This is a genomic window from Brevundimonas sp. A19_0, assembly GCF_017744255.1.
Classification (GTDB): Bacteria; Pseudomonadota; Alphaproteobacteria; order Caulobacterales; family Caulobacteraceae; genus Brevundimonas.
Window position 1 is genome coordinate 168,164 of the sequence record NZ_JAGHQP010000001.1, and the last position, 26,675, is coordinate 194,838.

Consider the following 26,675-nt stretch of genomic DNA (forward strand, 5'->3'; position numbering starts at 1 on the left):
ACCGATCCGGCCCCCGCCAACGAGGATCAGACCCATGTTCCAGTCCGCCCCCGCCGCCCGCCCCACCCGCCTGACCGACCGCTATCTGACCGTTCCGTGCGACGCGGACGGGTGCAGCGATCTGGCGGTGATCTGGGACCGTCAGGAAGAGCAGGTCGTCGATGTGATCAGCCTGTCGGCCAGCGCCGGCTATACGGTCGAGGACCAGCTGTGGGACGAGGCCCACTGGACCCCGGGCATCAGCGACCAGCACGACTGGATTCCGGCGCTGGCCGCCTGATCGCCCGTCAGACTTCGGTCAGCGCGCCGAGGCCGCCCGTCTCGCGCGGGAGGTGGTAGCGCTTGACTGGCTTCAGGTCGTACGGTTTGGCGAAGATCGTCGATACGCCCATCAGGGCCACCTCGGCGTGGTCGGGCGTCAGCGTCATCAGGACGAAGCCCTTTGACGCCTGATCGCAGAAGCGCACCTCTTCATTGACCATCGACAGGGCCAGGCCCAGCGGAATGCCGCCCAGCGCATCGGCCGGGGACGGGCTGGACACGGCGCTGGTGCCGAACTCGACCGCGCGGCGCTGGCCGGCCTCGTCATGCAGCTCGTTCACCCAGAAGGCATGGCTGTCGCCCGCCAGCACGATCGGCTGGACACCGGCCTCGCGGAACAGGGCATACAGGCGCTCCCGTGCGGCGGGGAAACCGTCCCAGGCGTCGAGGTTGAAGGGCACATCCAGCTTGAACAGGGCGATCAGGCCCTCGACCCGGGCCCGGATCTCGGGCTCCAGCCCGGCCAGTACGGCCTCGAGCTGGGCGGGCGGCATCAGGGTCGAGACGTCGGGGCCCCGCACCCGGGCCATCACCACCTGATTGCCGAGAATCTGCCAGGGGCGGCCCTCGCTCCGCGAGCGGGTCAGTTCCTGCCTGAGCCAGGCGCGCTGGCCCGCGCCCAGCAGTTCGCGGGACGGATCGTTGCGCCGGGCCATGAAGGCCTCAAGGTCCGGGACGGGCGTGCCGTCGGGACCGGGCACGAATTCGAGATCGCCGTGGCTGAGCGGCGGGGTGCGCGCCATCAGACGGGTCTCGACCATCATCAGGCTGGCGAGATCGCCGAAGTCGAAGGTGCGGTTGATGGCTTCGGGCAGGGTGCCGGGCGCGGCCTCGCGGATGGGCATCCATTCGTAGTAGGCGCGCAGCGCTGCCGCCTTGCGCGCATCGAAGTCGCCCTCGGTCGCGGGCTGATGGTTCTCGGCCCCGTGCATCCAGGTGTCGTTGGCGACCTCGTGGTCGTCCCAGACGCAGATGAAGGGCGCGCGGGCGTGCGCGGCCTGAAGGTCGGGGTCCGACTTGTACTGGGCATGGCGCAGACGGTAGTCCGCCAGGGTGACGATCTCGTGGGGCGGCTCGGGAATGCGGCCCAGCCGGCGACCGGTGGCCATGCCGTAGGCGCCATCCCCGGCGCCGTATTCGTAGATGTAGTCGCCGAGGTGGACGACGGCGTCCAGCGCCTCGAGGCCCGCAATGGCGTCATAGGCGTTGAACAGACCACCGGGGTGAAGCTGGCAGGAGACCACCGCCAGATCGAGCCGCGCGGTGGCCCCGACCGGCAGGGTGCGCGTCCGCCCGAGGGGGGAGGTCGCCTCGCCCACCCGGAACTGGAACCAGTAGTCGCGTCCCGGCTGGAGGTCCCCGGCCACGAGTTTGACGGTGTAGTCCCTGTCGGGCCCGGTCATCAGGGTGCGGATCGTGGCATCGGAGAGGTCGGGCGAGGCGCCGATCGCCACGGCCACCGGCAGGCTGGCGTCGAAACCGGCGGGCGGCGTCACGCGCGTCCACAGCACGACCGAGTCGGGGGCCGGGTCCCCGCTGGCCACGCCATGGTCGAAGCGCACATCGACCGCCGCAGCGGACACAAGGTCGGGGGTCGTGGCGCAGGACGCCGTCCCCGCCCCGAACAGGCCCAGAAGGCTGCGGCGGTCGATCTTCATGGCGGGCTCCTAGTAGCGCAGGCGGGCCGACAGGCCCCAGGTCATCGGGCGCCCGGCGATGAAGGTCGGCATGCCGAGCGCGTCGCCCGTATTGCCGGCATCCTTGACGTATTCCTCGTCCAGCAGGTTCTCGCCATAGGCCTCGAGCGACCAGTTGCGCGAGTCGGGCTGGAAGCGGATGCGCAGGTTCAGCAGGCCGTAGGCGTCCTGGAACTCATCCTGGGTGGTGTCCGGCACGAAGTTGGACACCTGCAGGGCGGGGATGTCGTTGTCGTCGCTGAAGAAGACCTTCGACTGCCAGGTGTAGGTCGGCTGCACCTCGAACGCGCCGCCGCGGACCGGCAGGGTCCAGATGGCGCCGATTGACGCCATGTGGTCGGGCGAGAGACGGAAGCGGTTGCCGTCGTAGATGCCGGACTCGAACCGCGAGTGGTTGTAGCCATAGGTGCCGAACAGCTCGACGGTGTCGGTCGCGAGGAAGGCGACCTGCCCTTCAAAGCCCCAGGCGCTGGCCTCGCCGGCATTGGTGACGATGAAGCGGGTGCCGTCCTGGATGGTCGTCTGGAAATTCTCGTAGTCGTACCGGTAGACGGCACCGTCCAGCTGCAGCCGCCCGTCGGCCGAGGCGTATTTGGCACCCAGTTCGAAGCTGTCGACCGTTTCGGCATCCACCTCGGTGAAGGTCGGGTTGGCGAGCGGCGCGGCGGGCGAGCGGGCGCTGAGCACCTTGGGACGCCGACCGCGGGCATAGTTGGCATAGAGGCTGGCGTTGTCCGAGACGGCATAGCGGGCGGTGAACCGCCAGGTCATGCCGTCGTCCTCGAGATCGCCATAGACGAAGTCGCCGTTGTTCGGCGTCGGCTGTGACGTCAGGCCGAAGGGCGGGAAACCCGCCGACGGCGGCAGGCCGGCCGCCCCCGGCGTGGCCAGCCCGCCGACCACGCCATTGGCGAAGGCCCCCAGCGCCGCGGCCTGGGTCAGGGCTTCCGGCGTGCCGATGGCGACCAGGGCGGCGATCTGGGCCTGGAGCTGCTGCACGGCCAGCAGGCCGCCGAGGATGGAGCGGCCGTTGTTCAGTTCGCTGGCGAAGCCGGTGGTCTTGTCATCGCGGGTGTAGCGCAGCCCGCCCGAGACCTCGAACCGGTCGGTCAGACGGAAGGTCAGGTCCCCGAACACATCCCACGAGGTCAGCTCGCTGCTGTTCGTGGCGGTCTCGATATGGGCCGGTTTGAGATTGGCGGCGATGCCGGGAATGGCCGGACCGGGCAGGCCGAAGCCGGCCAGGATCGGATTCAGCAGGGCCGACGATCCATAGACCGAAGCCGGCAGGGTGTTGGTGCCCACGGCGGCGGGATTGCCGTCGAGCCGGCCGGCCAGCTGGGCCAGGGCCATGCGCTCGTCGAACTGGGTGGGGGTGCGCTGATAGCCTTCCTCGCGGAACCAGCCGCCGCCGACGAAGGCCGATACGCGGCCGCCGTTGTCGAAATTCAGGCGCAGGTCCTGGCTCCACTGTTCGCCGAAGGCCTCCTCGGCGGCGGACAGGATCGGCAGGGAGACGCCGTCGGCGTCAAACGTCTCGTACGAGTCGAAGCGACGATAGGCGCTGGTCGAGTTGAGCGTCAGTGACGGCGACAGCTCCAGCCGGCCCAGACCCGTGACACCCCACACCTCGCGATCCAGACCCAGCACCTTGCCGCCGTCGAAATCGGCCGTGGACGTCAGGGTCGCGCCATCCCACGGGTCACGCCCGCCCAGCACCGCCCCGGTCACCGGATCGGCGGGATTGTAGGCGATCGACTTGAACGAAGTGCCCGAGGTGTCATCGACCTGATAGTTGGCGATCACGTCGAAGCGGAAGGCGTCGTTGGGTTCGAACGCCAGGCCCAGGCGATAGGCCTCGGTGTTGACGCTGTTGTAGTCCGGTCCGCCCAGCAGGTTCTCGACCGTACCGTCCATACGCTTCAGCCGGGTGGCGAAGCGCAGCCCGACCGAGTCCCCCAGGGGGGCATTGATCATCAGTTCGGCCCCGACCGAACCGTAGTTGCCGGCCCAGATCGACGCCGCCGAATCCGTCACGCCCGGGCGGGCGCGGTTCTGGACCAGATTGACCGCCCCGATCAGGGCGCCCCGGCCGTAGAGCGTCGATTGCGGCCCCTTGGCCACCTCGACCCGCTCGAGATCGAACAGTTCCACGAAGGATCCGCGCGCCTTGGAAATCGACACGCCGTCCTGGAACACCGACACCCGGGGCTCGGTTGTGGCCGCGCCGTCGTCGGAGGTGATGCCACGCATCACAAAGCCGGGGTTGTTGGGCGACTGGTTCTGGACGAGGAAGCCCGGCACGAAGGCCGACAGGGCCTCGAAGTCCTGGAGGCCCAGCTGTTGCAGGCGCTCGCCCGAATAGGCGGTCAGGGCGAAGGGGACCTCGACCGGGTCCTGGGCGCGCAACTGGGCCGTGACGACGATCTCGTCCAGCTGGGTCACGGGATCGGCCTGTTGGGCCAGAGCCGGTGCCGCCGAGAGCGTGAGCGCGCCGGCCGCGCTGGTCAGAAGCAGAGTGGACCGGAACCGGATATTCATGATGACGCCATCCCCGTTGAACAGTGGATGAGCGTGTAGCCAGCGTCAGTGTCCGTGCAGCGACGCTTCCGTGGGGATGCTGCGACGGAACGTCGACGCGTCGATTACATAAGCGCCGTTGACGGAGGAGGACCGTCGGGGTCGTCCGCCATCTCAAAGCCGGCGAACTCGAAGCCCGGGGCGACGGTGCAGCCGACCAGGGACCAGTCGCCGAGGCTTTCGGCGGCCTGCCATTTGCCGGTCGGGACGACGATCTGGGGCTGCTGGCCGGCCTCGACGTCCGGGCCGAGGATCAGGCGGCCGATGCCGTCGATATCGAGCGCCAGCGGTGCCCCGTCGTAGTGGTGCCAGATCTCGGTCGCGTCGACGCGGTGCCATTTCGACCGCTCGCCGGCACACAGCAGGAAATAGATGGCCGTACCGACCGAGCGCCCGTCGACGGTGCGCGGGTCACGGAAGGTCTCGCGGTAATGCCCGCCCTCGGGATGGGGCTGAAGGTCCAGCAGGGCGATGATGTCGGCGGGGGTCATGAGGCTTCGGATGGTGCGGCGGCGGGGCGGCGCTCGCGCAGGATTTCGACATCGGCCTGATGGCCCGGCGCCGCCGAGGCCCCCACGGGGGTCAGGCCGAGGAAGCGCCAGATGTGATCATAGCCGCCGTCGCGGACGAGCGTGTTGTGGTTCGAGCCGATCATGCGGATGAACTGTTTGGGAGCCGGGGCCCGGTCATAGAGGGTGCGGCCCAGATCGTAGGGGATCACCTCGTCGACGTCGCCGTGCAGGACGAGGATGGGCATGTCGACCTGATCGATGATGTCGGCCGAGCGGTATTGATCTTTCATCAGCCAGCGCACCGGCAGCCACGGATAGGTGCGGGCCGCGACATCGGCGGTCGAGGTATAGGGCGCCTCGAGGATCAGGGCGCGGGCCGGCCGTTCGGTCGCCAGTCGGGTGGCCACTCCGGAGCCCAGCGAGAAGCCGTGGATGACGATGTCGCCGGGATCGGTGCGGGCCGAAAGCCAGTTCCAGGCGGCGCGGGCATCCTCGTGCAGGCCGGCCTCGGACGGGGAGCCGGTCGAGCCGTCATAGCCGCGATAGCCGATCGCCAGAAAGCCCACGCCCTGATCGGCGATGCGTCGCCAGCGGCCGCGCTGGCCCGCGAGCCCTGCGGCATTGCCGTTGAAGAACAGCAGGGTCGGCTGTCCCTCCTCAGGCGGCAGCCACCAGCCGACCAACCGTTCGCCGTCGTCCGTGGTGATCTCCACGATCTGGATGGCCGGACCGGCCGCATCGGGCGCGGCCCGCTCGGCATGCGGGAAGTACATCAGGCTGCGTTGGTTGAAATACAGCAGACCCGCCACGGCCAGATAAAGAAGGCCCGCCACCACAAGGGCGCCGGCGATGAGGCTTCTGAAGGTGAGGAGGCGGGGCATGGGTTCAGACTATCCACCCGCTCATCCCGGCGGAAGCCGGCACCCAGTCCTTTGGCGCGGGTTTGGATGGCCAGTCGCGTGCTCACGGCTCATTCTTAACACCTTCGGGATGAGCGGAGGTGCGGAGGTGTTACGCCGCTTGAGGTGCCGCGACCCGGAGCAGGCCAGCGACGCTGATGTCCTCGTCTACGTCAGGCCAGTGGATTCCAAGGCCTGCGGCCGCCGGTTCCCAATGCGCACGTTCGGCCTGTGAGGCTGCCTTCAGGCGCGGGAACCAGTCGAGAGGTGCGGCCAACCGCCGCCCGTCGTGGAGGCGCACGATCAGTTCGGCGTCGGTGACCTCGACGTCGGCAACCCGCTCATCAATTTTGATGGCCGAAATAGCCATTCCAAGCCTCCAGAAAGCCGTCACGCTCCCCCGCAACCTTGCGGGCAAGCTCGGCCATCTCCTTCGCAGAATAGCCGATATTGCGGGCTGCCGCGACAGGCGACAGCCAGAACTTGGCGGAGCAGCCGGCCTTGTCGATGTGGATATGCGGCGGCTCGAACCCCTCGTTGGAGAAAAAGTAGAAGCGGTAGCCGTTCCAGCGGAGAACCGTCGGCATGACTAAAGCCCCTTCACGATCCCTTCGACCATCTTCTTGGCGTCGGCGAACAGCATCATGGTGTTGTCGCGGAAGAAGAGTTCGTTCTCGACGCCGGCGTAGCCGGAGCCCATGCCGCGCTTGATGAACAGGACGGTGCCCGCCTTTTCGACATCGAGGATGGGCATGCCGTAGATCGGTGACTGGGGGTCGGTCCTGGCGGCGGGGTTGGTGACGTCATTGGCGCCGATGACGAAGGCGACGTCGCAGGAGCTGAACTCGCTGTTGATGTCCTCCAGTTCGAACACCTCGTCATAGGGGACGTTGGCCTCGGCCAGCAGGACGTTCATGTGGCCGGGCATGCGGCCGGCGACGGGGTGGATGGCGTATTTGACCTCGACCCCCTCCTCCTTGAGCTTGTCGGCCATTTCGCGAAGGGCGTGCTGGGCCTGGGCGACGGCCATGCCGTAGCCGGGCACGATGATGACCTTGGAGGCATTCTTCATGATGAAGGCGGCGTCGTCGGCCGAGCCCTGTTTGACCGGCCGGGTCTCGGCGACGCCGGCGCCCGCCGGGCCGCTGTCCCCGCCGAAGCCGCCGAGGATCACCGAGATGAAGCTGCGGTTCATGCCCTTGCACATGATGTAGCTGAGGATGGCGCCCGAGCTGCCCACCAGGGCGCCGGTGATGATCAGGGCGATGTTCTCCAGCGTGAAACCAAGCGCCGCCGCGGCCCAGCCGGAATAGCTGTTGAGCATGGACACCACGACCGGCATGTCAGCCCCGCCAATCGGGATAATCAGGGTGGCGCCGAGGATCAGGGCGAGCGCGAACACCCCCCAGAAGGCCCAGGTCGCCGTGCCGCCCGAGCCCACCATGATGCCGATCAGCAGGACGAGGGCGAGCGCCAGGGCGATATTGATCAGGTGCCGCGCGGGCAGCAGGATCGGCGCGCCGCTCATGTTTCCGTTCAGCTTGGCGAAGGCGATCACCGAGCCGGTGAAGGTGATGGCGCCGATGGCGACGCCGAGCGACAGCTCGATGATCGACAGGGTCTTGATGCCGCCCCCGGGCATGGCGATGCCGAAGGCCACGGGCGCATAGACAGCGCCGACCGCGACCAGACAGGCGGCCAGACCGACCAGACTGTGGAAGGCGGCGACCAGCTGGGGCATCTGGGTCATCTGGACGCGGGCGGCGATCAGGGCCCCGCCCCCGCCGCCGACGATCACCCCGCCCGCGATCAGAGCGAGCGTCAGCGGGTCCAGTGCACCGGTGATGCCGAGGGTGATCAGGGTGACGGCAATGGCGAGGCCCATGCCGACCATGCCGAAGGTATTGCCCCGCCGGCTGGTCTCGGGACTGGAGAGGCCGCGCAGGGACAGGATGAACAGGACACCGGCAGCCAGATAGGCCAGGGCGGCAAGCGATGCGGTCATTCGATTTCTTCCCCCAGAGCGGAGCGGGCACCCGCGATCAGCGGCGGCAGCGACTGCCGAACGATGGCGACCACGCGCTCCATACGGACCTTGGCGTAGCCGTGAACAAGGACATTTCGGAAACCGGCGGCGTCCCGCAGTTCCAGGTCTGCGATCCCGTCCGGCCGGGCCTTCAGGATTTGGGCGGCGGCCTCGCCGACGATCTGGACCGTTCGCAACACCGCGTGCTCGCGAAGGCGATCCGCGAGAATGGCGTCAGCATCACGATGGCCGACGAAATCAACCGCCTCGCTCCCGTAGGCGACGATATCCTCAAGCAGGAAGCGGATCGCGGGATTTGTCACAGCGATACGAGGTCCCGCGACATCCAGGCCCATCGTTCCGGAATCATCATCGCCCGGTCGACCAGATCGACCTTTCGACCGACGGCATCCTCCAGATCCTGCTGAAGCCCGCCGAGCCGCCAGTAGTCCAGCTGGCCCACGACGTCGAAGACCACATCGACATCGCTCTCGGCGGTCGCCTCGCCGCGCGCGACAGAGCCCACCACGCCGACAAATTCGGCCCCCACCGCGTGGGCTGCGGCCTGATAGTCGCGCAAAACGTCGAGGACCTGATCCAGCAAGGGGGGGCCTTCGAAGACCCGCCGCCCCTCCTGCATACCCGGGCCGCTCATCGGCCCATGCCCTGTGTGCGCGCGAGGCGCCAGAGGGCGGCGCCGATGAACAGCGGGCTGAGGATCAGCAGGGCCCAGTCGAACGCGCCGAGCGGGCGGCCATCGGCCGCGACCCGGGTCAGGATGGCGGAAAAGACCAGCACCACGCCGCAGTCGCTGAGCCGCACCCGGCGGATGGGATCGCGCTCCTTGAAGAGCATCCACAGCCACATGCCGAATCCCAGCCCGGAAGCGATCCAGGCGCCGATCTCGGCAATGCGGACGGGGTCAGGCTGCATGGTCTCAGGCGGCCGGTTTCGGGGCGGCGGCGGGGCGTTCCTTCTTGCGATACATGGCCAGCATGCGCCGGGTGACCATGAAGCCGCCGAAGATATTGACGCTGGCGAGCGTCACGGCGGCGACGCCGGCCCCCTTGGCGATCCAGCCGTTCATGCCCGAGGCCTCGGACACGGCAGCCGCCGCGATCAGGCCACCGACGATGATGACGCTGGAGATGGCGTTGGTGACGGCCATCAGCGGCGTGTGCAGGGCCGGCGTGACGCTCCAGACCACATAGTAACCGACGAAGATGGCCAGCACGAAGATGGCCAGACGAAAGACGGTAGGGTCGACGTGTTCCATTCAGTGACTCCTGTTGGAAGGAGATGCGAGGGCAGACTGGATGGCCGCCAGAACGCTGTCGAGATCGTGTTCGATCTGGCGGACCTCGAACCGCAGAACACGGTAGCCTTGGCTAGCCAGCCAGCCATCGCGTTCCATATCGCGAAGGGCGACCTCGGGCAGTTGGTGAACACCGCCGTCTATCTCAACCACCAGGCGTGCGGAGTGACAGGCGAAATCCGCCACATAGGGGCCGATTGGCACCTGACGTCGGAAGTGGGCCTTGAGCGTGCGCAGGGACTTCCAGAGTTTGGCCTCGGTCCATGTGGGCTCTGTGCGCATGCGCCTCGCACGGGCGGTCGCACCAGCCTTGATGCGAGGGGCTTTTGCAAACATCGAGCCCTCCCCCTCGAGGGGGGAGGGTTGGGTGGGGGTGGAGGCAGAACGTTTGGCAGGAGGCGCGGGTGACGGCGACCTGAAGGACCGGGGCGGTGTCACATGAGTCTGACCGGTGGTGACAGCATCCTCACCCCTAACCCCGGCCCTTCCCCCCTCGAGGGGGAAGGGAGAATGATCCCTGGTCATCCCCTCACCCCCTCATGCACGATGGCGCCGCCGTGGGTGACGGCGGCGGCCTTGAGGATTTCGTCATCGAGGTCGAGCGCCAGCGCGCCCTCCTTGACCATCAGGCCGACGAAGGCGAACAGGTTCCGGGCATAGAGGCTGGAGGCGTCGGCGGCGACGCGGCCGGGCATGTTGGTCCAGCCGACCAGGCTGACGCCGTTTGGCGTGGTCGCGATCTCGCCGGCCTTGATGCCCTCGACATTGCCGCCGTTGTCGACCGCCAGATCGACGATCACCGAGCCGGGCTTCATCGAGGCGACGTGGTCGGCGGTGACCAGACGCGGCGCCGGGCGGCCGGGGATCAGGGCGGTGGTGATGACCACGTCCTGTTTGACGATATGGCTGGCGGTCAGGGCCGCCTGTTTGGCCTGATATTCGGCCGACATCTGTTTGGCATAGCCGCCGGCGGTCTCGGCGGCCTTGAACTCCTCGTCCTCGACGGCGACGAATTTGGCGCCGAGCGACTCGACCTGTTCCTTGGCGGCGGGGCGGACGTCGGTGGCGGTCACAACCGCACCCAGACGCCGGGCGGTGGCGATCGCCTGCAAACCCGCGACGCCGGCGCCCATGACGAACACCTTGGCCGCCGCAACCGTGCCCGCCGCGGTCATCATCATGGGAAAGCCGCGGCTATAGGCGGCGGCCTCGATCACCGCGCGATAGCCGGCGAGGTTGGCCTGGGACGACAGGGCATCCATGACCTGGGCGCGGGTGATGCGGGGCACGAATTCCATGGCAAAGGATGTGACGCCCGCCCCGGCCAGGGCCGTGACGGTTTCCTTTTCGCGCCAGGCATCCAGCAGGGCGACGACCACGGCGCCGGGGCGCAGCGCGCTGATCTCGGAGGCGGTCGGGCCGCGCACCTTGAGCAGGATGTCGGCCCCGGCGAGCGCGGTCTTGAGGTCTCGGGCGACGGTGGCGCCCGCCTCGGCATAGGCGTCGTCGGGAATGGACGAGCCCTGGCCTGTGCCGGCCTCGACCCGCACGGTCGCGCCCAGACCGGTCAGCTTGCGGACGGTTTCCGGAGTCAGGGCAGTGCGCGTCTCGCCGTCTCGGCGTTCGCGGGTCACGGCGATAGTGACGGCCAAGCGAATCCCTCCGTGGGGTGGACTGTTTCGCGACAGCCTAGGCCGTCAGGTCCCCCACGGTAAAGCGCTGGTTTTGCGGATCGGGGCCGGAAAACCGGCCCGGGATCAATGCTTCGCGGGCTTGGACTTCAGCGCGAAGTAGCCGACCACGGCCAGCAAGAAGGCGGCGACGAAGCCGAACACGAAGCTGCCACCCGGCTGCAGCGAGATGACCAGGAAGGTCAGCAGTACCGCGATGTGCAGCGAGCCCCATTTGGCCAGGCTCATGAACAGGGAATAGGTCGCCTGTTGCTCGTGAACCGGCTGGGTGCCCCGTTGGTACTCACCATGGGCGGTTTCGGTCGGGGGGGTGGCCATGAGGATCATCCGGTCGGAAGGTCTGGTGTGCGGCTCTTATACCCATGGAGCCGCGCGGCTCAAGCGCCGTCAATGATATCCTGAAGGCTGCGGGCCAGGCGTTGCTCCAGAAGCTTGCAGTGGGCCTCGCACAGATCCAGCCCGCCGGTGACTTCGCGGCTGACCTTCATGCCCATCATGACGGCCGCCGCCAGGCGCCCGCGGACCATGGCGTCGTCGCCCCCGATCCAGTCGACGAACGGGTCAAGGAAGCGCTCCTTCGAGGAGGCGCGAACCACCTCCAGGGCCTTGGCGGAGGCGGCGGACAGCAGGATCATCTGCAGGCCCTGCATCTTGCGGGGGCGGGCGCTGCCGTAGACCAGCTCGTGGGCGATTCGGGTGCCGAAGGTGGCGCGATCGCCTTCCAGCAGGGTCGAGCCCTCCTGACAGCTTTCCAGGGCGGCGCGGAACAGGCCCTCCTTGGAGCCGAAGTAGCGGACGATCAGGGCCGGATCGACGCCAGCATCCGCGGCGATATCGCGCATGCCCACCTCGTCATAGCTCTCGCGCGCAAAACGGGTTTCGGCCGCCTCGAGGATGGCGGCGCGGGTCGCGTTCGCATTGCGTGGCCGGGGGCCGCAGGCGGATAAGGGCAATCTGGTCTCCGGGTTAATGTCCCCACGAACCATATGGCTTTGTCATCGGCTGTTGACAAGCGGAACCGCAAACACCATTAAGTCATCCGTCGTTGACACTGCGCCCTCCTCCCCCTCGCGCGCCGTGCCGCCATCCAACCTGAATTGCCGGTCTCAGCCGGCCGGAGACCGCGCCCATGCGCCTTTTCAAGATCATGGCCGTGTCCGTGTTGATCACGGGCATGCTGTACGGCTGTTCAGCCCCGAGCGAAGCCCAGGGCACGCCGCCCGCGCCCGAGGTCTCGGTCGCCACGCCGATCGTGGAGCAGGTGGTGGACTGGGACGAGTTCACCGGCCGCTTCGAGGCGCCGCAGAGCGTCGAGGTGCGGGCCCGCGTGGGTGGCTATATCCAGGCCGTGCACTTCCGTGACGGCCAGTATGTCCGCAAGGGGCAGCTGCTGTTCACCCTGGACCCGCGTCCGGCACAGGCGGCGCTGGCCTCGGCCCGGGCCCAGGCTGCACAGGCCGAGGCCCAGGTCGCCCTGGCCCGCTCGGAGCTGGAGCGCGCCGAATCGCTGGTCGCCATCCAGGCCATTTCGCAGGCCGAGGCGGACCAGAAGCGCGCCGCCCTGCGCACAGCCGAAGCCTCGGTCGCTGCCGCCCAGGCCGCGGTGCGCAGCCGTCAGCTGGACGTCGAATTCACCCGGGTCACCGCGCCGATCTCGGGCCGCGTCTCGGACCGCCGCGTGGACGCCGGCAATCTGGTCGGAGGCGGATCGTCCGCCGCCGATGTGCTGACCACCATTGTCGCCTCCAGCCCCATCCATTTCGTGTTCGAGGCCTCTGAAGCCGTGATGCTGCGCTATCAGCGCGAGGCCCGCGACGGCACCTCTGCGCCCATCCGCATCCGCCTGCAGGACGAGACCGGCTTCCGCTGGACCGGCACGGTCGACTTCTCGGACAACGTCGTCGACACCGCCTCGGGCACCATTCGCCTGAGGGCCGTTGTGGCGAACGGCGACGGCTTCCTGAAGCCCGGCCTGTTCGGTCAGGCGCGCGTCGCGGGTGCCGCCCCCTATCAGGCCCTGCTGGTGCCGGATGCCGCCGTCGCCACCGACCAGTCGCGTCGCGTCGTCTATGTGGTCGATGCCGAGAACAAAGTGGTCGCCCGCCCGGTCGAGCTGGGACCGCTGTCCGACGGCCTGCGCGTGATCCGCTCGGGCATCGAGCCGACGGACCGCGTGATCGTGAATGGCCAGCTGCGCGCCCGTCCGGGGCAGCCGGTCACGCCCAAGGTGGTCGAGATCGAGCGTACTCCGACCGATGCCCAGGCGCCGGTGACCCGTGCCCCCCCTGCGGCCACCGCCACCCCGGCGGGTGCCCTGTCGCAACGCCGCTAAGCGGGAAAGTCCGGCCCAGTTATGAATATCTCCCGCTTCTTTATCGACCGGCCGATCTTTGCGGCCGTGATCGCGGTCTTCATCACCCTGATGGGCGCCTTCGCCTATCCGCTGCTGCCGCTGTCGCAGTATCCGGAGATCGCGCCGCCGACGATCACCATCAACACCGCCTATCCGGGCGCCTCGGCCGAGACGGTGGCCGAGACGGTCGCCGCGCCGATCGAGCAGGAGGTGAACGGGGTCGAGGGGATGCTCTACATCTCGTCCTCCTCGACCTCGGACGGGGCCGTCGGGATCACGGTGACCTTCAATCCCGGGACGGATCTGGATGCCGCCCAGGTGCTGGTCCAGAACCGGGTGGCGCTGGCCGAGCCGCGCCTGCCGGAACAGGTGCGCCAGATCGGCGTGACCGTGAACAAGCAGGAGAGCGGGTTCCTGATGATCCTGGGGCTGACGTCCCCGGACCAGTCGCTGAACAATGACTATGTCGGCAACTATGCGAACTCGACGCTGCGCGACCGGCTGCTGCGCATCGAGGGTGTGGGCGCGGTCCAGATCTTCGGCGGTGGCAACTATTCGATGCGGGTCTGGATCGACCCGGCCAAGGCCGCCCAGCGGGGCCTGACCGGACCGGACATTGTCGCCGCCCTGCGCGCCCAGAATGTGCAGGCCGCCGCCGGCGCCATCGGCCAGCCCCCGTTCGACACCAATGCCGCGGCCTTCCAGCTGCCGGTGCAGGTCGAGGGCCGTCTGACCGACCCGAACGAGTTCTCGAACATCGTCATCAAGACCGACGCCGAGGGCCGGGTGACCCGCATCCGCGATGTCGCCCGTGTCGAGCTGGGCGCGCAGGATTACGGCATCCGCGGCTTCTTCGACGGCGAGCGCGGCGTCGGCATGGCCATCATCCAGCAGCCGGGCGCCAATGCGCTGGGCACGGCAGATCGGGTCATGGCCGAGGTCGAGGCCATCCGGGCCGAACTGCCGCCCGGCATGGACGTCTCCATTCCCTACAACCCGACGGAATTCGTCGCTGCCTCGGTCGAGTCGGTGCAGCACACCCTGATCGAGGCCATCTTCCTGGTGGTGCTGGTGGTCGTGGTCTTCCTGCAGACCTGGCGGGCGGCGATCATCCCGATCGTGGCCATTCCGGTGGCACTGGTCGCGACCTTCGCCGTGCAATTGATGCTGGGTTTTTCGATCAACTCGCTGAGCCTGTTCGCCCTGGTGCTGGCCGTCGGCATCGTGGTCGATGACGCCATCGTCGTGGTCGAAAACGTCGAACGCTATATCCGCGAGGGCCTGGCGCCCAAGGATGCCGCCTATCGCTCCATGCAGGAGGTGTCGGGCGCGCTGATCTCGATCGGTCTGGTGCTGGTGTCGGTGTTCGTCCCGACCATGTTCGTGCCCGGCATCCCCGGCATCTTCTATCGCGAGTTCGCCATCGTCATCACCACGGCCTCGGTCGTGTCGCTGCTGGTGTCGCTGACGTTGTCGCCGGCCATGGCCGCCATGCTGCTGAAGCCGCACAAGGCCCACGACGACCATGCCCGCAAGCCCGGCGTGCTGGGCACGGGCCTGCACTACCTCGGCTCGGCCGGGCGCAAGTTCAACGAGGGCTTTGACTGGCTGTCGGATCGCTACGGCCGACTGACGGCGCGGCTGATCCGCAAGCTGGCGCTGGTGTTCGGGGTCTATGCGCTGCTGTTGATCGGCACGGGCTTCACCCTGTTCAACACGCCGTCCGGCTTCATTCCGGAGCAGGATCAGGGCTTCCTGATCGGGGTCGTGCAACTGCCGCCGGGCGCCTCTCTGGACCGGACGCAGGACGTGATGGCGCGCGCCTCGCAGATCATCCGGGACACCGAGGGCGTGGACGGCGTGGTCTCCTTCGCCGGTCTGGACGGGTCGAGCTTCTCGTTCGGGTCCAATGCCGCGACCATCTTTGTGCGTCTCGACGCCTTTGAAGAGCGCAAGACGGCGGAGCAGGCTGCGGCCTCGCTGGCCGGGGCCATCACCGGCGCGACCATGGGCATCCAGGACGCCAACATCTTCGTCATCGCCCCGCCCGCGGTTCAGGGCCTCGGCAACGGCAACGGGTTCCAGATGATGGTGCAGGACCGCTCCGGCGCGGGCTATGTCCCGCTGGAGGGCGCGACCTTTGCCATGATGGGGGCGGCCGCCCAGGCGCCCGAGTCCGTCAACCAGGTCTTCTCGACCTACAACACCGGCTCACCCCGGATCGCCGCCGACGTCGATCGCGACCGGGCGCTGATGATGGGGGTCCAGCCCGGCGACGTGTTCAGCACGCTGGGGGTCTATCTGGGCTCGTCCTACGTCAATGACTTCAACTATCTGGGCCGCACCTTCCGGGTGACGGCGCAGGCGGAACCCTCGGCCCGGGACGACATCGCTGACATCGCGGCGCTGGAAACCCGCTCGGCGTCGGGCGCCATGGTGCCGATCGGCTCGGTGGCCACCCTGCGCGAGGAGTCCGGCCCGTCGCGGATCGTGCGCTACAATCTGTTCCCGGCGGCCGAGCTGCAGGGACAGGCGGCGCCCGGTGTCTCGTCGGGCGAGGCCATCGCGCGGATGGAGCAGCTGGCGGAAGCCACCCTGCCCCCCGGATTCTCGTACGAATGGACGGGACTGGCCCTGCAGGAGAAGCAGGCCTCGGGCGGCGCGACGCTGGTCTTCGTCATGGCCGTGGTGTTCGTCTTCCTGGTGCTGGCCGCCCAGTATGAGGCCTTCACCCTGCCGCTGGCGGTCGTGCTGATCGTGCCGATGTGCATTCTCGCCGCCATGGTCGGGGTCAATCTGGCGGGACTGGACAACAACATCCTGGTGCAGGTCGGTCTGGTGGTTCTGATCGCGCTGGCGGCCAAGAACGCCATCCTTATCGTGGAGTTCGCCAAACAGGCCGAAGAGGAAGGCCTGAGCCGGTGGGATGCCGCCATCCGCGCGTCGCAAACCCGTCTGCGGCCGATCCTGATGACGTCGTTCGCCTTCATCTTCGGCGTGCTGCCGCTGATGCTGGCGACGGGACCCGGGGCCGAAATGCGCCGGTCGCTGGGCACGGCGGTGGTGTCCGGCATGCTGGGGGTGACCTTCTTCGGTCTGATCTTCACCCCGGCCTTCTATGTCTTCATGCGCTGGGTCGCCTCGAAACTGCCCGGCGGAAAGAAGACCGCGACTTCGGCCCCGGCCTCGGCCCCGGCCCCGGCCCAGGGAGAAATCGTATGATCCGCCTGTCTTCTCTGCTGAAGGGGCGCGTGGCGGCCTCGGCCCTCGCGCTCGGGCTGGCGGTATCCGCCTGTGCCACCGCGCCCGAGGTCGGCCCGGCGGCCGTGCCCGACAGCGCCGCCGGTCCCTTCCTGTCGCAACGGGCCGGCGCGACGACGCTGGCGCCGGTGCGCGATGACTGGTGGCGCCTGTACGACGATCCGCTGCTGGACGCTCTGGTGCTGCAGGCGCTGGACACCAACAACGAGATCGAGGCCGCCGTCGCCAATCTGCGCGCCGTGCGGGCCTCGCTGGGCGAGGCACAGGCCGCACGCCTGCCATCGACGCAGGTCAGCGGCGCAGGCAGCTATGGCCGGGTCGCGGCGACCACGGTGCCGGGCTCGAACGGCGAGCCACTGGACGAAACCGAGACCTATGACGTGGGTCTGGACGTCGCCTATGAGATCGACCTGTTCGGACGGGTGGGGTCGACCATCGCCGCCGCCCGGGCCGATGCGGACGCCGCAGCCGCCGCGCTGGATGTGATCCGCGTCAGCGTCGCCGCCGAGACAGCGCGCGCCTATGCCGAGATCTGCTCCGCCAATGTGCAGATCGGCGTGGCCGAACAGACCATCCAGCTGCAGTCGCGCACGCTGGGGCTGACCGAGAGCCTGCTGGAGGCCGGATCCGGCACCGGACTGGACGTGGCGCGCGCCCGGTCCGCCGTGGCCGGCAGTCAGGCCGCCCTGCCCCCGCTGCGCGCGCAAAAGGACGCCGCGGTCTTCCGTCTGGCCACCCTGATCGGGGTGACGCCGCGCGAGGTGCCGGCGACGGTCCTGGACTGTGCCACACCGCCCCGCGTGACGCAGCCGATCCCGGTCGGCGACGGCGCGGCCTTGCTGGCCCGCCGCCCCGATGTGCGTCAGGCGGAGCGTCAGCTGGCTGCCGCCAGCGCGCGCGTCGATGTGGCCACGGCCAGCCTGTACCCCAGTATCAGCCTGGGCGGATCGGTCGGGGCGACGGCCACCGACCTGTCCGATCTGGGCGACGACGGCGCCCTGCGCTTCAGCGTCGGGCCGCTGATCCAGTGGTCCTTCCCCAATGTGGCGGTGGCGCGCTCGCGCATCGCGGCGGGGGGCGCCGGGGCCGAGGCGGCACTGGCGCGCTTTGACCAGACGGTGCTGGTGGCGTTGCAGGAAACCGAGACGGCGTTGTCGGCCTATGGCCATGCGCTGGATCGCCGGCAGGCGCTGACAGTGTCGCGGGACGAGGCGGCGCGTGCGGCACGGCTGGCCCAGGCCCGGTTCGAGGCAGGGGCTGACAGCTTCCTGACCGTGCTGGATGCCGAACGCACCCTGGCGCAGGCCGAGGCGGCCCTGGCCCAGGCCGAGGCCCAGGTGTCGGACCTGCAGATCCAGCTGTTCAAGGCGCTGGCCGGCAGCTGGACCCCGCCCGAAGTCGACTGAGCAAAAAGAAAGGGCCGCCGGTCAGACCGGCGGCCCTGCAAGTCGCGTCCAGGAGCGGACGTTCGGGTCGGGATGTAAGGCCCTAGAAGGTGTAGCGGGCGCCGATGAAGAACTGGCGGCCCGTGTGGTGATAGACCGATGTCGACTGACGGTCGTCGTCGCCCACCCACTGGTGGTTTTCCTCGTCCGTGAGGTTGATGCCCTCGAAGCTGATCGTGACATCGTCGGTCAGCTTGTAGGACGACGAGAAATCGATGTTCAACGTGTCCTGCTTGCCTTCGAAGGCGTTGCCGTTCCGGCCCGGGACGTTCTGGAGATATTCGTCACGGTACGAGGCCGAGACCCGGGCCGAGAAGCGGTCGTCCTCATAATAGAGCGTGCCGTTGTAGGCCGTGGGCGACAGCTGGGCGAGGTCGTTGGTGACGAAGCTCGTGCACAGCGAGTTGGTGCAGTAGTCGATCTCCGATTCCACGTTCGTGTAGTTCAGCTGGATGCCGAAGTTCGACAGCGGTCCCGGCAGGAAGGTGAACGGGGTCTGGAAGCTGATCTCATAACCCTTCAGCGGTCCGCCATCCGTGTTCACCGCGCTGGTCAGGGCGAAGATGGTGGTCGGCGTACAGCTGCCCGAGCAGAAGCTGGGATCGAAGGCCGACGGGTTGAGCGCCGTCAGCTGGGCATAGGTCAGGTCCTGACGGATCACCTGGATGTAGGTGTCGATGTCCTTGTAGAAGTAGGCGAAGGAAATCAGGCTTTCCGGTGCGAAATACCATTCGACCGCGAAGTCGTAGGTCTTGGCCCGGAAGGGCTCCAGTTCGACGTTGCCGATGGTGGCCGTGTAGTTCGGACCCGTCGCGTTGAGCGAGGTGGTCGGCACCAGATAGTTGGCTCCGGACATGGAGTTGTTGATCTGGGGACGGGCCATGACCATGGCGGCGCCGAAGCGGACCAGTACATCGTTGATCGGCTCATAGGTCAGGTTCAGCGACGGCAGGGTGTCCTGATACTCGTGGGTGTCGAACACCAGCGTGCCGCCACCGGTCGAACTGTAGCCCTCGGCATAGAGGCTGGTCCACACGTGGCGGACGCCGACGTTGCCGCGGAACGGACGACCGAAGACGTCGGCGTCGAAGTCCGCCTGGACGTACATGGCGAAGTCTTCTTCCTCGAGGAAGCGGTTGCCGCCCCGGGCGTTGCCGACCGTGATGCTGCCGAGGGTGAAGTTGCCACCCGGCGCGCCGGTGTCACAGTTGCAGTAGATGTTGAACAGGTCGGCGATCGCGTTCAGGTCGGGGATGACCCAGCTGGTCGGATTGCCGTCGGGTGCCAGACCATTGCCGAAGCCCGTCAGCAGGGTCGTGATGTCGGCCATGGTGACACCGCCCGGCAGGGCCGGAACGACGGTCTCGTCCGTGCGCCGGAACTCATACGACTCCGACGAGAAGGTCTTCCAGTTGGCGCCGGTCCGCAGGGTGACATACGGGGTGACGTCGAACTCCAGGTCCCCCTGGAGGGACTCGAAGATGGTGTCCACGCCCTGCGGCCGGATGCGGATTTCCGAGCGGGGCACGCTGCTCCCGATCGCGCGCCACTGCCACTGGGCCGGGTCGGTGACGTCGAAGCCGTAGTTGATGACCGGCGTATTCGGGTTGCCGCGGAAGTCGAACGAGTAGTTCTGGCTGTTCTGACGATCGATGGTGACGGTCGTCTGATAGGGGTTTTCGTAGTTCGACTCGGCGCGACCGGCAAAGAAACGACCGCGGACGTTGTCCGAGAAGTCGTGCTCCAGCGTCAGGCCGACCTGCAGGAACCGGGTTTCCAGCTGGTCGTAGCGGGCCTCCGTGCGCAGATCGATGTTGTCGAACAGGCCGTAGACCAGGGTGTTGTTCTCGACGACGGCGTCGCGAACGATGATCTGGGTCTGTCCGCCGGCACCGGCGTTGCGGCTGAAGGACAGGGCCTCAAGGAAGTTCTCCTCGCGCGTGGCATCCAGCTGCGAATACAGGACGTCGAGGCTGATCGTCGTGGAGTCAGCCGGGCGCCATTGCAGCGAGCCGGTCAGGCCCAGACGCTCCTGATGGTGCGTCAGGCGGCCATAGCGCGGCAGGCGCGGAATGAAGACATTGGCCTGGTTGGCCGTGTTGTAGGCCGCGACGTTGCCGGGGGTGTTGGTCGGACGCGGCACGCCGGTGGCGCAGTTCGCGGCATTCGAGCCGTTCGAGCCGCTGTTGCCCGGGTTCTGGGGCGTCACGCCCACGGGGCTGCAGAAGCCGCCCGAGCTGCCGCTGCCGACGGCAGGCGCCCAGCGCACGGAGCTGAAGCCCTCCTCAAAGGAGTCCTTTTCGCTGTAGGCGACCGACAGCAGGGCGCCGAACTGGTCGCGATCACCGAAGGTATTGCTGACCAGGAAGGCCGCGCGCGGGTTCCAGTTTTCGGACAGGTCGTTGTAGCCAGCCTGGACCGAGAAGGCCATGCGCGGGCCGCTGAAGTCGAACGGCCGGGCCGACTGCAGGTCGATGGTGGCGCCCAGCGAGCCCTCTTCGGTCTCGGCGGCGGCGGTCTTGCGCACCTTGATCGAGTTGAAGAGTTCCGAGGCGAAGACGTTGAAGTCGAAGCCGCGGCCGCGGTTGGCGCCGCCCGAGGAGTCGGTGCCGCCGGTGGTGGCCTGGGCCTCCATGCCGTTGATGCGGGTGCGGGTGAAGTCCGAGCTGAGGCCGCGCACGGTCAGTTGGCGGCCCTCACCGGCGTCGCGGTCGATCGAGACGCCCGGAATACGCTGGATGGCCTCGGCCAGGTTGGTGTCCGGGAAGTCGGCGATGTCCTCGGCGAGGATCACATCGACGATGCCGGCCTCGCTGCGCTTGATGTTCAGCGCGGCGTCCAGGCTGGCGCGGTAACCGGTAACGACGACCTCGTCGACCCGGGTTTCTGGCTCGGCATCCTGGGCGGCGACCCCGCCGACGCCCAGACACAGCGCGATCGCCATGCCCGACCCACCGGCAAACAGATAACGACGAAGGGACTCACCCCGTTTTTGAGTGTGCATCATATGCCTCCTCCCAAGGACATACAGGACGCCGGAGGTGCCCCCCGGTCTATGTTTTATTGAGGCTCAATCCTGAACCTTGTTTTGACACCGGTGTCATGTCTAGATGCAGACCTGAATGACACCGGTATCAATGGCGAGCGTAACCCGATGATGATCGACATGGCAAGCCCCCTGTGGCGGTGGAAAACCGGAGCGCGACGCGCGCCCGTGCCGGCGCTTCTGGCCGCCGGCCTGATCTCGGTTGCGGGCCTCGCATGCCCGTCAGGTCAGGCGATTGCCCAGGAAACTGCCGGGCAGACCCTCGCCTTCCCGGGAGCCGAAGGCGCTGGCCGGTTTGCCACGGGCGGACGTGGCGGGCGTGTGCTGCGGGTCACACATACCGGCGATTCGGGGCCGGGCAGCCTGCGCGAGGCGATCGAGGCGCGCGGCCCCCGGACCATCATCTTTGACACCGGCGGGGTGATCCGGCTGGAGACCCCGCTGGTCATCCGGCGGGGTCAGGTGACACTGGCCGGGCAGACCGCGCCGGGCGGTGGAATCACCCTGATCGGTCAGCCGCTGGTGATCTCGGCCGACGATGTGATCGTGCGCCACATCCGCTCGCGACTGGGCGCCGAGGCGCTGGTCGAGGCGGATGCGGTCTCGGTCGAGCGTGGACGCCGCATCATCCTCGACCATGTGTCGGCGTCATGGTCTGTGGACGAGACCCTGTCGGTCGCCAGCCGGTACAGCCCGGCCGGGCGGGGCGTCTATGACGTGACCGTCCAGAACTCGCTGATCGCGGAATCGCTGAATGCCTCGGCCCACGCCAAGGGGGAGCACGGCTATGGCTCGCTGGTGCGGGGCGGGTATGGCGCGCGCATCAGCTTCATCGACAATGTCTGGGCCAGCCACCGCGCGCGCATGCCGCGCCCCGGGAATTACAATCCGCCGGAGGTCGATCCGGAGGGGCCGTACATCGAGTTCCGCGGCAATGTCTTCTACAACTGGGGCGGATCGCACGCAGGCTACAATGCCGATACCGAAAGCGTGTCGACCTATGCCTTTATCGGTAACGCCTATCTGCCCGGGCCGGACTCGGAGGGGCGCTGGGCCTTTGAGGACTCCGATCCGCTGGCGGTCGCCTGGTTCGAGGCCAACCGGATGGCGGGTGTGTTGCCCGACGATCCGTGGAGTCTGGTGCGAAACGACGGGGGGCCGGGGACGCGCCTCGCGGTGCGGCCGGACTGGGCCGGGGCGCCGCCCCTCGATCCGGACGCCCATGTGACGACGGTGCTGGCGAGGGCAGGAGCCGACCTGCCCCGCGATGCGGTCGATGCGCGCGTCATCGCCGGGGTCGCGGACGGCAGTGGCCGGATCATCGACAGTCCGGCCGAGGTCGGTGGCCTGCCGGACATCGATGCGGGAACGCCCTGGATCGACACGGATGGCGACGGCCTGCCCGACGACTGGGAGCGGGCGCACGGCTCGGACCCGCAGGACGGCGCAGACGGCCCGACCGACCCGGACGGGGATGGCCACACCCTGCTGGAAGACTGGCTGAACGCCCTGGCGGAGGCGCGCTAGCGCGCCATCCAGCCGCCGTCGACCGTGAGGATGGTGCCGTGCACATAGGCGGCGGCATCCGAGGCGAGGAAGACGGCCGCGCCCGCCAGATCGGACGGATCGCCCCAGCGCCCGGCCGGAATGCGGGCCAGGATGTCACGGTTGCGGCCCTCGTCGGCGCGCAGGGCCTCGGTATTGTTGGTGGCGAAATAGCCCGGCGCGATGCCGTTGACGTTGATGCCCTTCGACGCCCACTCGCAGGCCAGCAGGCGGGTCAGGCCGGCCAGGCCGCTCTTGGACGCGGTATAGGACGGAACGCGGATACCGCCCTGGAAGCTGAGCATCGAACAGATGTTGAGGATCTTGCCGCCCCGGTTGCCGGCCACCCAGGTACGGGCCACGGCCTGGCTGAGGAAGAAGGCGGTCTTGAGATTGGTGTCCATGACGGCGTCCCAGTCCTCTTCCGAGAAGTCGAGGCTGTCGGCGCGGCGGATGATGCCCGCATTGTTGACCAGGATGTCGATGTCGCCGACGGCGGCGCGCGCCTGCTCGACCACCTCATTGATCGGGCCGGTCGTCGACAGGTCGGCGGGAATCGCATGCAGGGCGCGGCCGAGCGCGCCGACCTTTTCCGCCGTCCCGGTCGGGGCCGAACGCCCGACCGCCACGATGTCGGCACCGGCCGCAGCGAGGCCGAGGGCAATGGCCTGACCCAGTCCGGTATTGGCGCCGGTCACCAGCGCGGTGCGGCCCGAGAGATCGAAGGAAGGGGTCATGTCAGCGGGCCTTGTATCTGGCGTTCAGGTACGGATTTGGGCGTCCGGGGCGTTGTCTGCACTGGTAACCGGTGTCATACTTCAATGTAAACCGTGGGATGGCGATGACGGCTCTGGTTGTCGCCGCGATCGGGGTCCGGGGCTCGAACGCCCTGCCTCCGCATCGACCCTGACACATCCCGCGATCGCCCTCTCTCCCCGACGCTGACCCGCAAGGAATGCCATGAAAATCGCCCTGATCATCGAGAACAGCCAGGCCGCCAAGAGCGAGATCGTCCACTCGGCCCTGACCGCCGTGGCCGAGCCTCTGGGCCATGAGGTGTTCCACTATGGCATGTATACGCCCGAGGATAAGGCGTCCCTGACCTATGTGATGAACGGCCTGCTGACCGGCATCCTGCTGAACTCGGGCGCAGCGGATTTCGTCGTCACGGGCTGCGGCACGGGCATGGGCTCGATGCTGGCCTGCAACGCCATGCCGGGCGTGTTCTGCGGACTGGTGATCGATCCGACCGACGCCTTCCTGTTCGGCCAGATCAATGACGGCAACGCCATCTCCATGCCCTATGCCAAGGGCTTCGGCTGGGCCGCCGAGCTGAACCTGCAGGACTGCTATCGCAAGCTGTTCGAGGGCGAGCGCGGGCTGGGCTATCCGAAGGAGCGGGCCCAGATCATGGCCACCAACCGCGGCATCCTTAAGGAGCTGAAGGCGGCCACCTGCAAGGACATGCTGACCGCGCTGAAGGCCGTCGACCAGGACCTGCTGAAGGCCGCCGTGGCCGGCGAGCGCTTCCAGGAATACTTCTTCGCCAACGCCACCGACGAAGGCATCCGCGACTACATCCGCAGCGTGATCGAGGGCTGAGGAAGCTCTACCGGTTCATTCCGGCGGACGGCGATCCGGCATCGAACTGTCGTAGTTGCACCACGACTCCAAGGTCTCTCCGGTCACCGGGTCGAGGATCAGATTGACGACATGACAGCCCCCGTGAACTAAGTCGGGCAGCTCTGTCTCCGGCACGAGATAAGCTTTGGCCGGGTAATCTTCGACTATGCCGTCCGCATGGACAAAGACTGCGGCGACGACAGGCTCGCTGCGCGGCTCGGGCCAGCCGGGGGCGGGGTCCAATATCGTGGTGAACGGCAGATCATCCAGCGCATAGACCTCGGGCGGAGCGTAAAAGCGGGCATAGGCGTCCAGCCGATAGGCGCCGGGCGGCAGCCTGATGTTGGCTTCAAGGCGTTCGACATCGGATTGCCCGAGCCCTTGTGTCTCACAGGCCGCCACACCAAAGGCGATCAGAAGAGCCCCCGCCAGACTCCATCCCTTGGACGCTGACCGATTCTGCATCAGGCCGCCGCCTCCCCCTTTGCAGGAGTCGGCAGGCGGTGGGCGCGCCTGCGGGCGCGCCAGTAGCTGATGGGCATCACCAGGGTGCGCAGGGCCGAGAACATGAAGGCCAGCCCATAGATGCGGATGCCGACGAGGAAGGCATCGCCGCTGGGCGTGGCCGGGGTCAGCGGTTCGGCCAGGATGGCATCGGTGACCGGCTTGAGATTGTCCGGGCCGAGGAAGAACAGGAAATAGCCGATCGAGCCGGCGATGCCTTCGCGCAGGAAGATGTTGATCGCCTGAAGCGCGCCCAGCGGGCCGACCAGGGTCTCCTGCACCGCAACCGGGGCGAAGGCATAGCTGGTGCCCAGCAGGGCGAAGATGATCAGGAACATGACCAGCCGCGCCGCATAGGCACCAGACAGCAGGGCCACCGTCTGGCCGGGGCGCAGGCGCTGGATCAGCGAGGCGCGCTTGAGGTCCTCGTCATCCACCGCCGGGATCAGGTCCGGGAAGGTGGTCGACAGGATCGACAGGAATTTCCCGATCAGGTCGGCCAGTACGATCGCCAGCACCAGCAAGAACAGCAGCGATGCCGCGGAAGGCTCCCGGACCAGCAGATTGACGGTGCTGGAGACGCCCAGCGCGGCGACAATGGCCAGCAGCACGATCGACACGACCGAGCCCTCGATCGTCCGGCGGACAAGCTTCAACAGTCCCAGCATGGTGGTCCCCTCCCCCTCTGGTTCAGGGAACCCTAGCACACGACCTGTGGCCGGACGGCCTCACCCCGCGAGCGGAGCGGTCGAGTCGCGGACGACCAGCGAGGGGCGGACCTCGGGCTGGGTCAGGGTCGCGGCGTCGAGGCCGCGGATCGAGGCGGTCAGCTTTTCGGCGGCCATGCGGCCCATGTCACGGATCGGCAGGCGGACCGTCGTCAGGTTCGGCCAGACGCGCGAGGCCATGGGCAGGTCGTCGAAGCCGCAGATGGACAGGTCGAACGGCACATCGAGGCCGGCGTCGCGCGCGGCCTTCATGACGCCGATCGCCATTTCGTCATTGCCCGCGAAGATGGCGGTCGGGCGATCCGCCATGGCGAGCAGGTCGCGCGCGGCCTCGACCCCCGACTCGAAGGTATAGGCGCCGACGCGGGTATAGGCGGGATCCAGCGTCAGCCCGTGCTCGGCCAGCCCCTCGGCAAAGCCGCGGCCCCGCTCGTGCGACGAGCGGAAGCTGTCGGGGCCGGAGATGAAGGCGATGCGCCGGTGGCCGAGCGCCGCCAGATGGCGGGCCGCCTCGGCCGCGCCCGTGCTGTCATTGGTCACGACCATGTGCCGGGGCTCGTCCAGCGACACCGAGGCGATGCGCACATAGGGGCATTCCGCCTCCTTGAGGATGGCGACGACCCGCTCGTCCTCGGAGACCGACGGCGGCATGACCACGCCGAACAGCTTTTGCCGGACGATGAAGCCCCGCACGTCGGACAGGAAGGTCTCGCTGGCCCGGTTGCAGGGGTGGACCACCAGCTCGAGCCCCGAGCCGCGCACCGCGTCCAGCACGCCCTGCTGCATGTTGACCACATAGTTGGGGCTGGGGTTGTCGTAGATCATGCCGACGAGGAACGACCGGCGGAAGGCCAGCCCCCGCGCCTGGGGGTCGGGCGCGAAGCCCGACTCGGCGATAACCTTCTGGACCTTTTCGCGCGTCTCGGCCCGAAGCAGGGGCGAGTTGTTGATGACGCGCGAGACGGTCTTCTTCGATACCCCGGCCAGACGTGCCACGTCATTGATGGTCACGGGCTTGCCGCCGGGCCGCTTGCTATCCGTCACGGGTGGGATCCTGCCTGGGTGTTCGCTCCGTGATAGGCCAATTCGGCGCGGCCTGCATACCGGTGTTCAGGGCACGACTGTCGGG

Annotated in this window: 26 protein-coding genes; 6 read left to right on the forward strand and 20 right to left on the reverse strand. The window is 67.8% G+C overall.

Annotation, left to right across the window (positions count from 1 at the left end; all coding sequences use genetic code 11):
• Positions 1–34 precede the first annotated feature (34 nt).
• Entirely contained in the window at positions 35–280 is a 246-nt protein-coding gene (locus tag J7346_RS00855) for a hypothetical protein (protein WP_209116813.1), read from the forward strand.
• A gap of 7 nt (positions 281–287) precedes the next feature.
• Here the strand turns inward: J7346_RS00855 and J7346_RS00860 are convergent, their stop codons facing one another.
• The 15 genes from J7346_RS00860 to J7346_RS00930 form a co-directional block, all read right to left on the reverse strand.
• Positions 288–1,979 (reverse strand): alkaline phosphatase D family protein, encoded by a 1,692-nt coding sequence (locus J7346_RS00860; RefSeq protein WP_209116815.1) that lies wholly within the window; start codon positions 1,977–1,979, stop codon positions 288–290.
• Between the two features lie 9 nt (positions 1,980–1,988).
• Entirely contained in the window at positions 1,989–4,559 is a 2,571-nt protein-coding gene (locus J7346_RS00865; protein ID WP_209116817.1) for a TonB-dependent receptor, read from the reverse strand.
• 104 nt (positions 4,560–4,663) lie between these two features.
• Positions 4,664–5,089 carry a cupin domain-containing protein gene (locus J7346_RS00870; protein ID WP_209116819.1) on the reverse strand — a complete coding sequence of 142 codons (426 nt, stop codon included), beginning with the start codon at positions 5,087–5,089 and terminating at the stop codon, positions 4,664–4,666.
• Complete coding sequence (locus tag J7346_RS00875) at positions 5,086–5,991, reverse strand: alpha/beta hydrolase (RefSeq protein WP_209116821.1); 906 nt, start codon at positions 5,989–5,991, stop codon at positions 5,086–5,088. The genes J7346_RS00870 and J7346_RS00875 overlap by 4 nt, the downstream gene beginning before the upstream one ends.
• A 130-nt stretch (positions 5,992–6,121) precedes the next feature.
• Positions 6,122–6,379: a DUF2442 domain-containing protein gene (locus J7346_RS00880; protein WP_209116823.1), complete on the reverse strand. Its 258-nt coding sequence runs from the start codon at positions 6,377–6,379 to the stop codon at positions 6,122–6,124.
• A complete protein-coding gene (locus tag J7346_RS00885) occupies positions 6,354–6,596 on the reverse strand; it encodes a DUF4160 domain-containing protein (protein WP_209116825.1) in 243 nt (80 codons plus the stop codon). Before J7346_RS00885 ends, J7346_RS00880 begins: the two co-directional genes overlap by 26 nt.
• Positions 6,597–6,598: 2 nt before the next feature.
• Positions 6,599–8,014, reverse strand: coding sequence for an NAD(P)(+) transhydrogenase (Re/Si-specific) subunit beta (locus J7346_RS00890; protein ID WP_209116827.1), 1,416 nt, complete (start codon positions 8,012–8,014; stop codon positions 6,599–6,601).
• Complete coding sequence (locus J7346_RS00895) at positions 8,011–8,391, reverse strand: HepT-like ribonuclease domain-containing protein (protein ID WP_209116829.1); 381 nt, start codon at positions 8,389–8,391, stop codon at positions 8,011–8,013. Before J7346_RS00895 ends, J7346_RS00890 begins: the two co-directional genes overlap by 4 nt.
• A complete protein-coding gene (locus tag J7346_RS00900) occupies positions 8,355–8,690 on the reverse strand; it encodes a nucleotidyltransferase domain-containing protein (protein ID WP_209116831.1) in 336 nt (111 codons plus the stop codon). The genes J7346_RS00895 and J7346_RS00900 overlap by 37 nt, the downstream gene beginning before the upstream one ends.
• Positions 8,687–8,968, reverse strand: a complete 282-nt coding sequence (locus tag J7346_RS00905; protein WP_209116832.1) for a hypothetical protein — start codon at positions 8,966–8,968, stop codon at positions 8,687–8,689. The genes J7346_RS00900 and J7346_RS00905 overlap by 4 nt, the downstream gene beginning before the upstream one ends.
• A 4-nt stretch (positions 8,969–8,972) precedes the next feature.
• Complete coding sequence (locus tag J7346_RS00910; protein WP_209116834.1) at positions 8,973–9,311, reverse strand: NAD(P) transhydrogenase subunit alpha; 339 nt, start codon at positions 9,309–9,311, stop codon at positions 8,973–8,975.
• Positions 9,312–9,686, reverse strand: a complete 375-nt coding sequence (locus tag J7346_RS00915) for an endonuclease domain-containing protein (RefSeq protein ID WP_209116836.1) — start codon at positions 9,684–9,686, stop codon at positions 9,312–9,314.
• Positions 9,687–9,871: 185 nt separating this feature from the next.
• Positions 9,872–11,002: a Re/Si-specific NAD(P)(+) transhydrogenase subunit alpha gene (locus tag J7346_RS00920; protein ID WP_209116838.1), complete on the reverse strand. Its 1,131-nt coding sequence runs from the start codon at positions 11,000–11,002 to the stop codon at positions 9,872–9,874.
• A 105-nt stretch (positions 11,003–11,107) separates the two neighbouring features.
• A complete protein-coding gene (locus tag J7346_RS00925) occupies positions 11,108–11,359 on the reverse strand; it encodes an aa3-type cytochrome c oxidase subunit IV (protein ID WP_209116840.1) in 252 nt (83 codons plus the stop codon).
• Positions 11,360–11,418: 59 nt separating this feature from the next.
• On the reverse strand, positions 11,419–11,994 hold the full coding sequence (locus tag J7346_RS00930) for a TetR/AcrR family transcriptional regulator (RefSeq protein ID WP_245157533.1): 576 nt from the start codon (positions 11,992–11,994) through the stop codon (positions 11,419–11,421).
• 176 nt (positions 11,995–12,170) lie between these two features.
• Here J7346_RS00930 and J7346_RS00935 point away from each other — a divergent pair, with 176 nt between their 5' ends.
• The 3 genes from J7346_RS00935 to J7346_RS00945 are packed head-to-tail and all read left to right on the forward strand — an operon-like array spanning position 12,171 to position 18,061.
• Positions 12,171–13,373, forward strand: a complete 1,203-nt coding sequence (locus J7346_RS00935; protein WP_209116844.1) for an efflux RND transporter periplasmic adaptor subunit — start codon at positions 12,171–12,173, stop codon at positions 13,371–13,373.
• Positions 13,374–13,394: 21 nt separating this feature from the next.
• Positions 13,395–16,616, forward strand: coding sequence for a multidrug efflux RND transporter permease subunit (locus J7346_RS00940; protein ID WP_209116846.1), 3,222 nt, complete (start codon positions 13,395–13,397; stop codon positions 16,614–16,616).
• Positions 16,613–18,061: a TolC family protein gene (locus J7346_RS00945; protein WP_209116848.1), complete on the forward strand. Its 1,449-nt coding sequence runs from the start codon at positions 16,613–16,615 to the stop codon at positions 18,059–18,061. The genes J7346_RS00940 and J7346_RS00945 overlap by 4 nt, the downstream gene beginning before the upstream one ends.
• A gap of 82 nt (positions 18,062–18,143) precedes the next feature.
• Here J7346_RS00945 and J7346_RS00950 read toward each other — a convergent pair whose 3' ends face one another.
• Complete coding sequence (locus J7346_RS00950; protein WP_209116850.1) at positions 18,144–21,107, reverse strand: TonB-dependent receptor; 2,964 nt, start codon at positions 21,105–21,107, stop codon at positions 18,144–18,146.
• Between the two features lie 159 nt (positions 21,108–21,266).
• On the opposite strand from J7346_RS00950, the gene J7346_RS00955 reads away from it, so the two are divergent.
• Positions 21,267–22,673 (forward strand): pectate lyase, encoded by a 1,407-nt coding sequence (locus J7346_RS00955; protein WP_245157534.1) that lies wholly within the window; start codon positions 21,267–21,269, stop codon positions 22,671–22,673.
• On the opposite strand, the gene kduD is transcribed toward J7346_RS00955, so the two are convergent.
• Positions 22,670–23,428, reverse strand: coding sequence for a 2-dehydro-3-deoxy-D-gluconate 5-dehydrogenase KduD (gene kduD, locus J7346_RS00960; protein ID WP_209116852.1), 759 nt, complete (start codon positions 23,426–23,428; stop codon positions 22,670–22,672). The genes J7346_RS00955 and kduD overlap by 4 nt on opposite strands.
• Before the next feature lie 223 nt (positions 23,429–23,651).
• Here kduD and J7346_RS00965 point away from each other — a divergent pair, with 223 nt between their 5' ends.
• Positions 23,652–24,293, forward strand: a complete 642-nt coding sequence (locus J7346_RS00965) for an RpiB/LacA/LacB family sugar-phosphate isomerase (protein WP_209116854.1) — start codon at positions 23,652–23,654, stop codon at positions 24,291–24,293.
• 15 nt (positions 24,294–24,308) lie between these two features.
• Here J7346_RS00965 and J7346_RS00970 read toward each other — a convergent pair whose 3' ends face one another.
• From J7346_RS00970 to J7346_RS00980, 3 genes are read right to left on the reverse strand one after another with little or no spacing between them, the layout of a single operon-like run.
• Positions 24,309–24,779 (reverse strand): hypothetical protein, encoded by a 471-nt coding sequence (locus tag J7346_RS00970; protein ID WP_209116856.1) that lies wholly within the window; start codon positions 24,777–24,779, stop codon positions 24,309–24,311.
• On the reverse strand, positions 24,779–25,486 hold the full coding sequence (locus tag J7346_RS00975; protein ID WP_209116858.1) for a hypothetical protein: 708 nt from the start codon (positions 25,484–25,486) through the stop codon (positions 24,779–24,781). Before J7346_RS00975 ends, J7346_RS00970 begins: the two co-directional genes overlap by 1 nt.
• A 60-nt stretch (positions 25,487–25,546) precedes the next feature.
• The gene (locus J7346_RS00980; RefSeq protein WP_348521430.1) at positions 25,547–26,590 is read right to left on the reverse strand and encodes a LacI family DNA-binding transcriptional regulator; all 1,044 of its coding nucleotides are present in this window, start codon (positions 26,588–26,590) and stop codon (positions 25,547–25,549) included.
• Positions 26,591–26,675 lie beyond the last annotated feature (85 nt).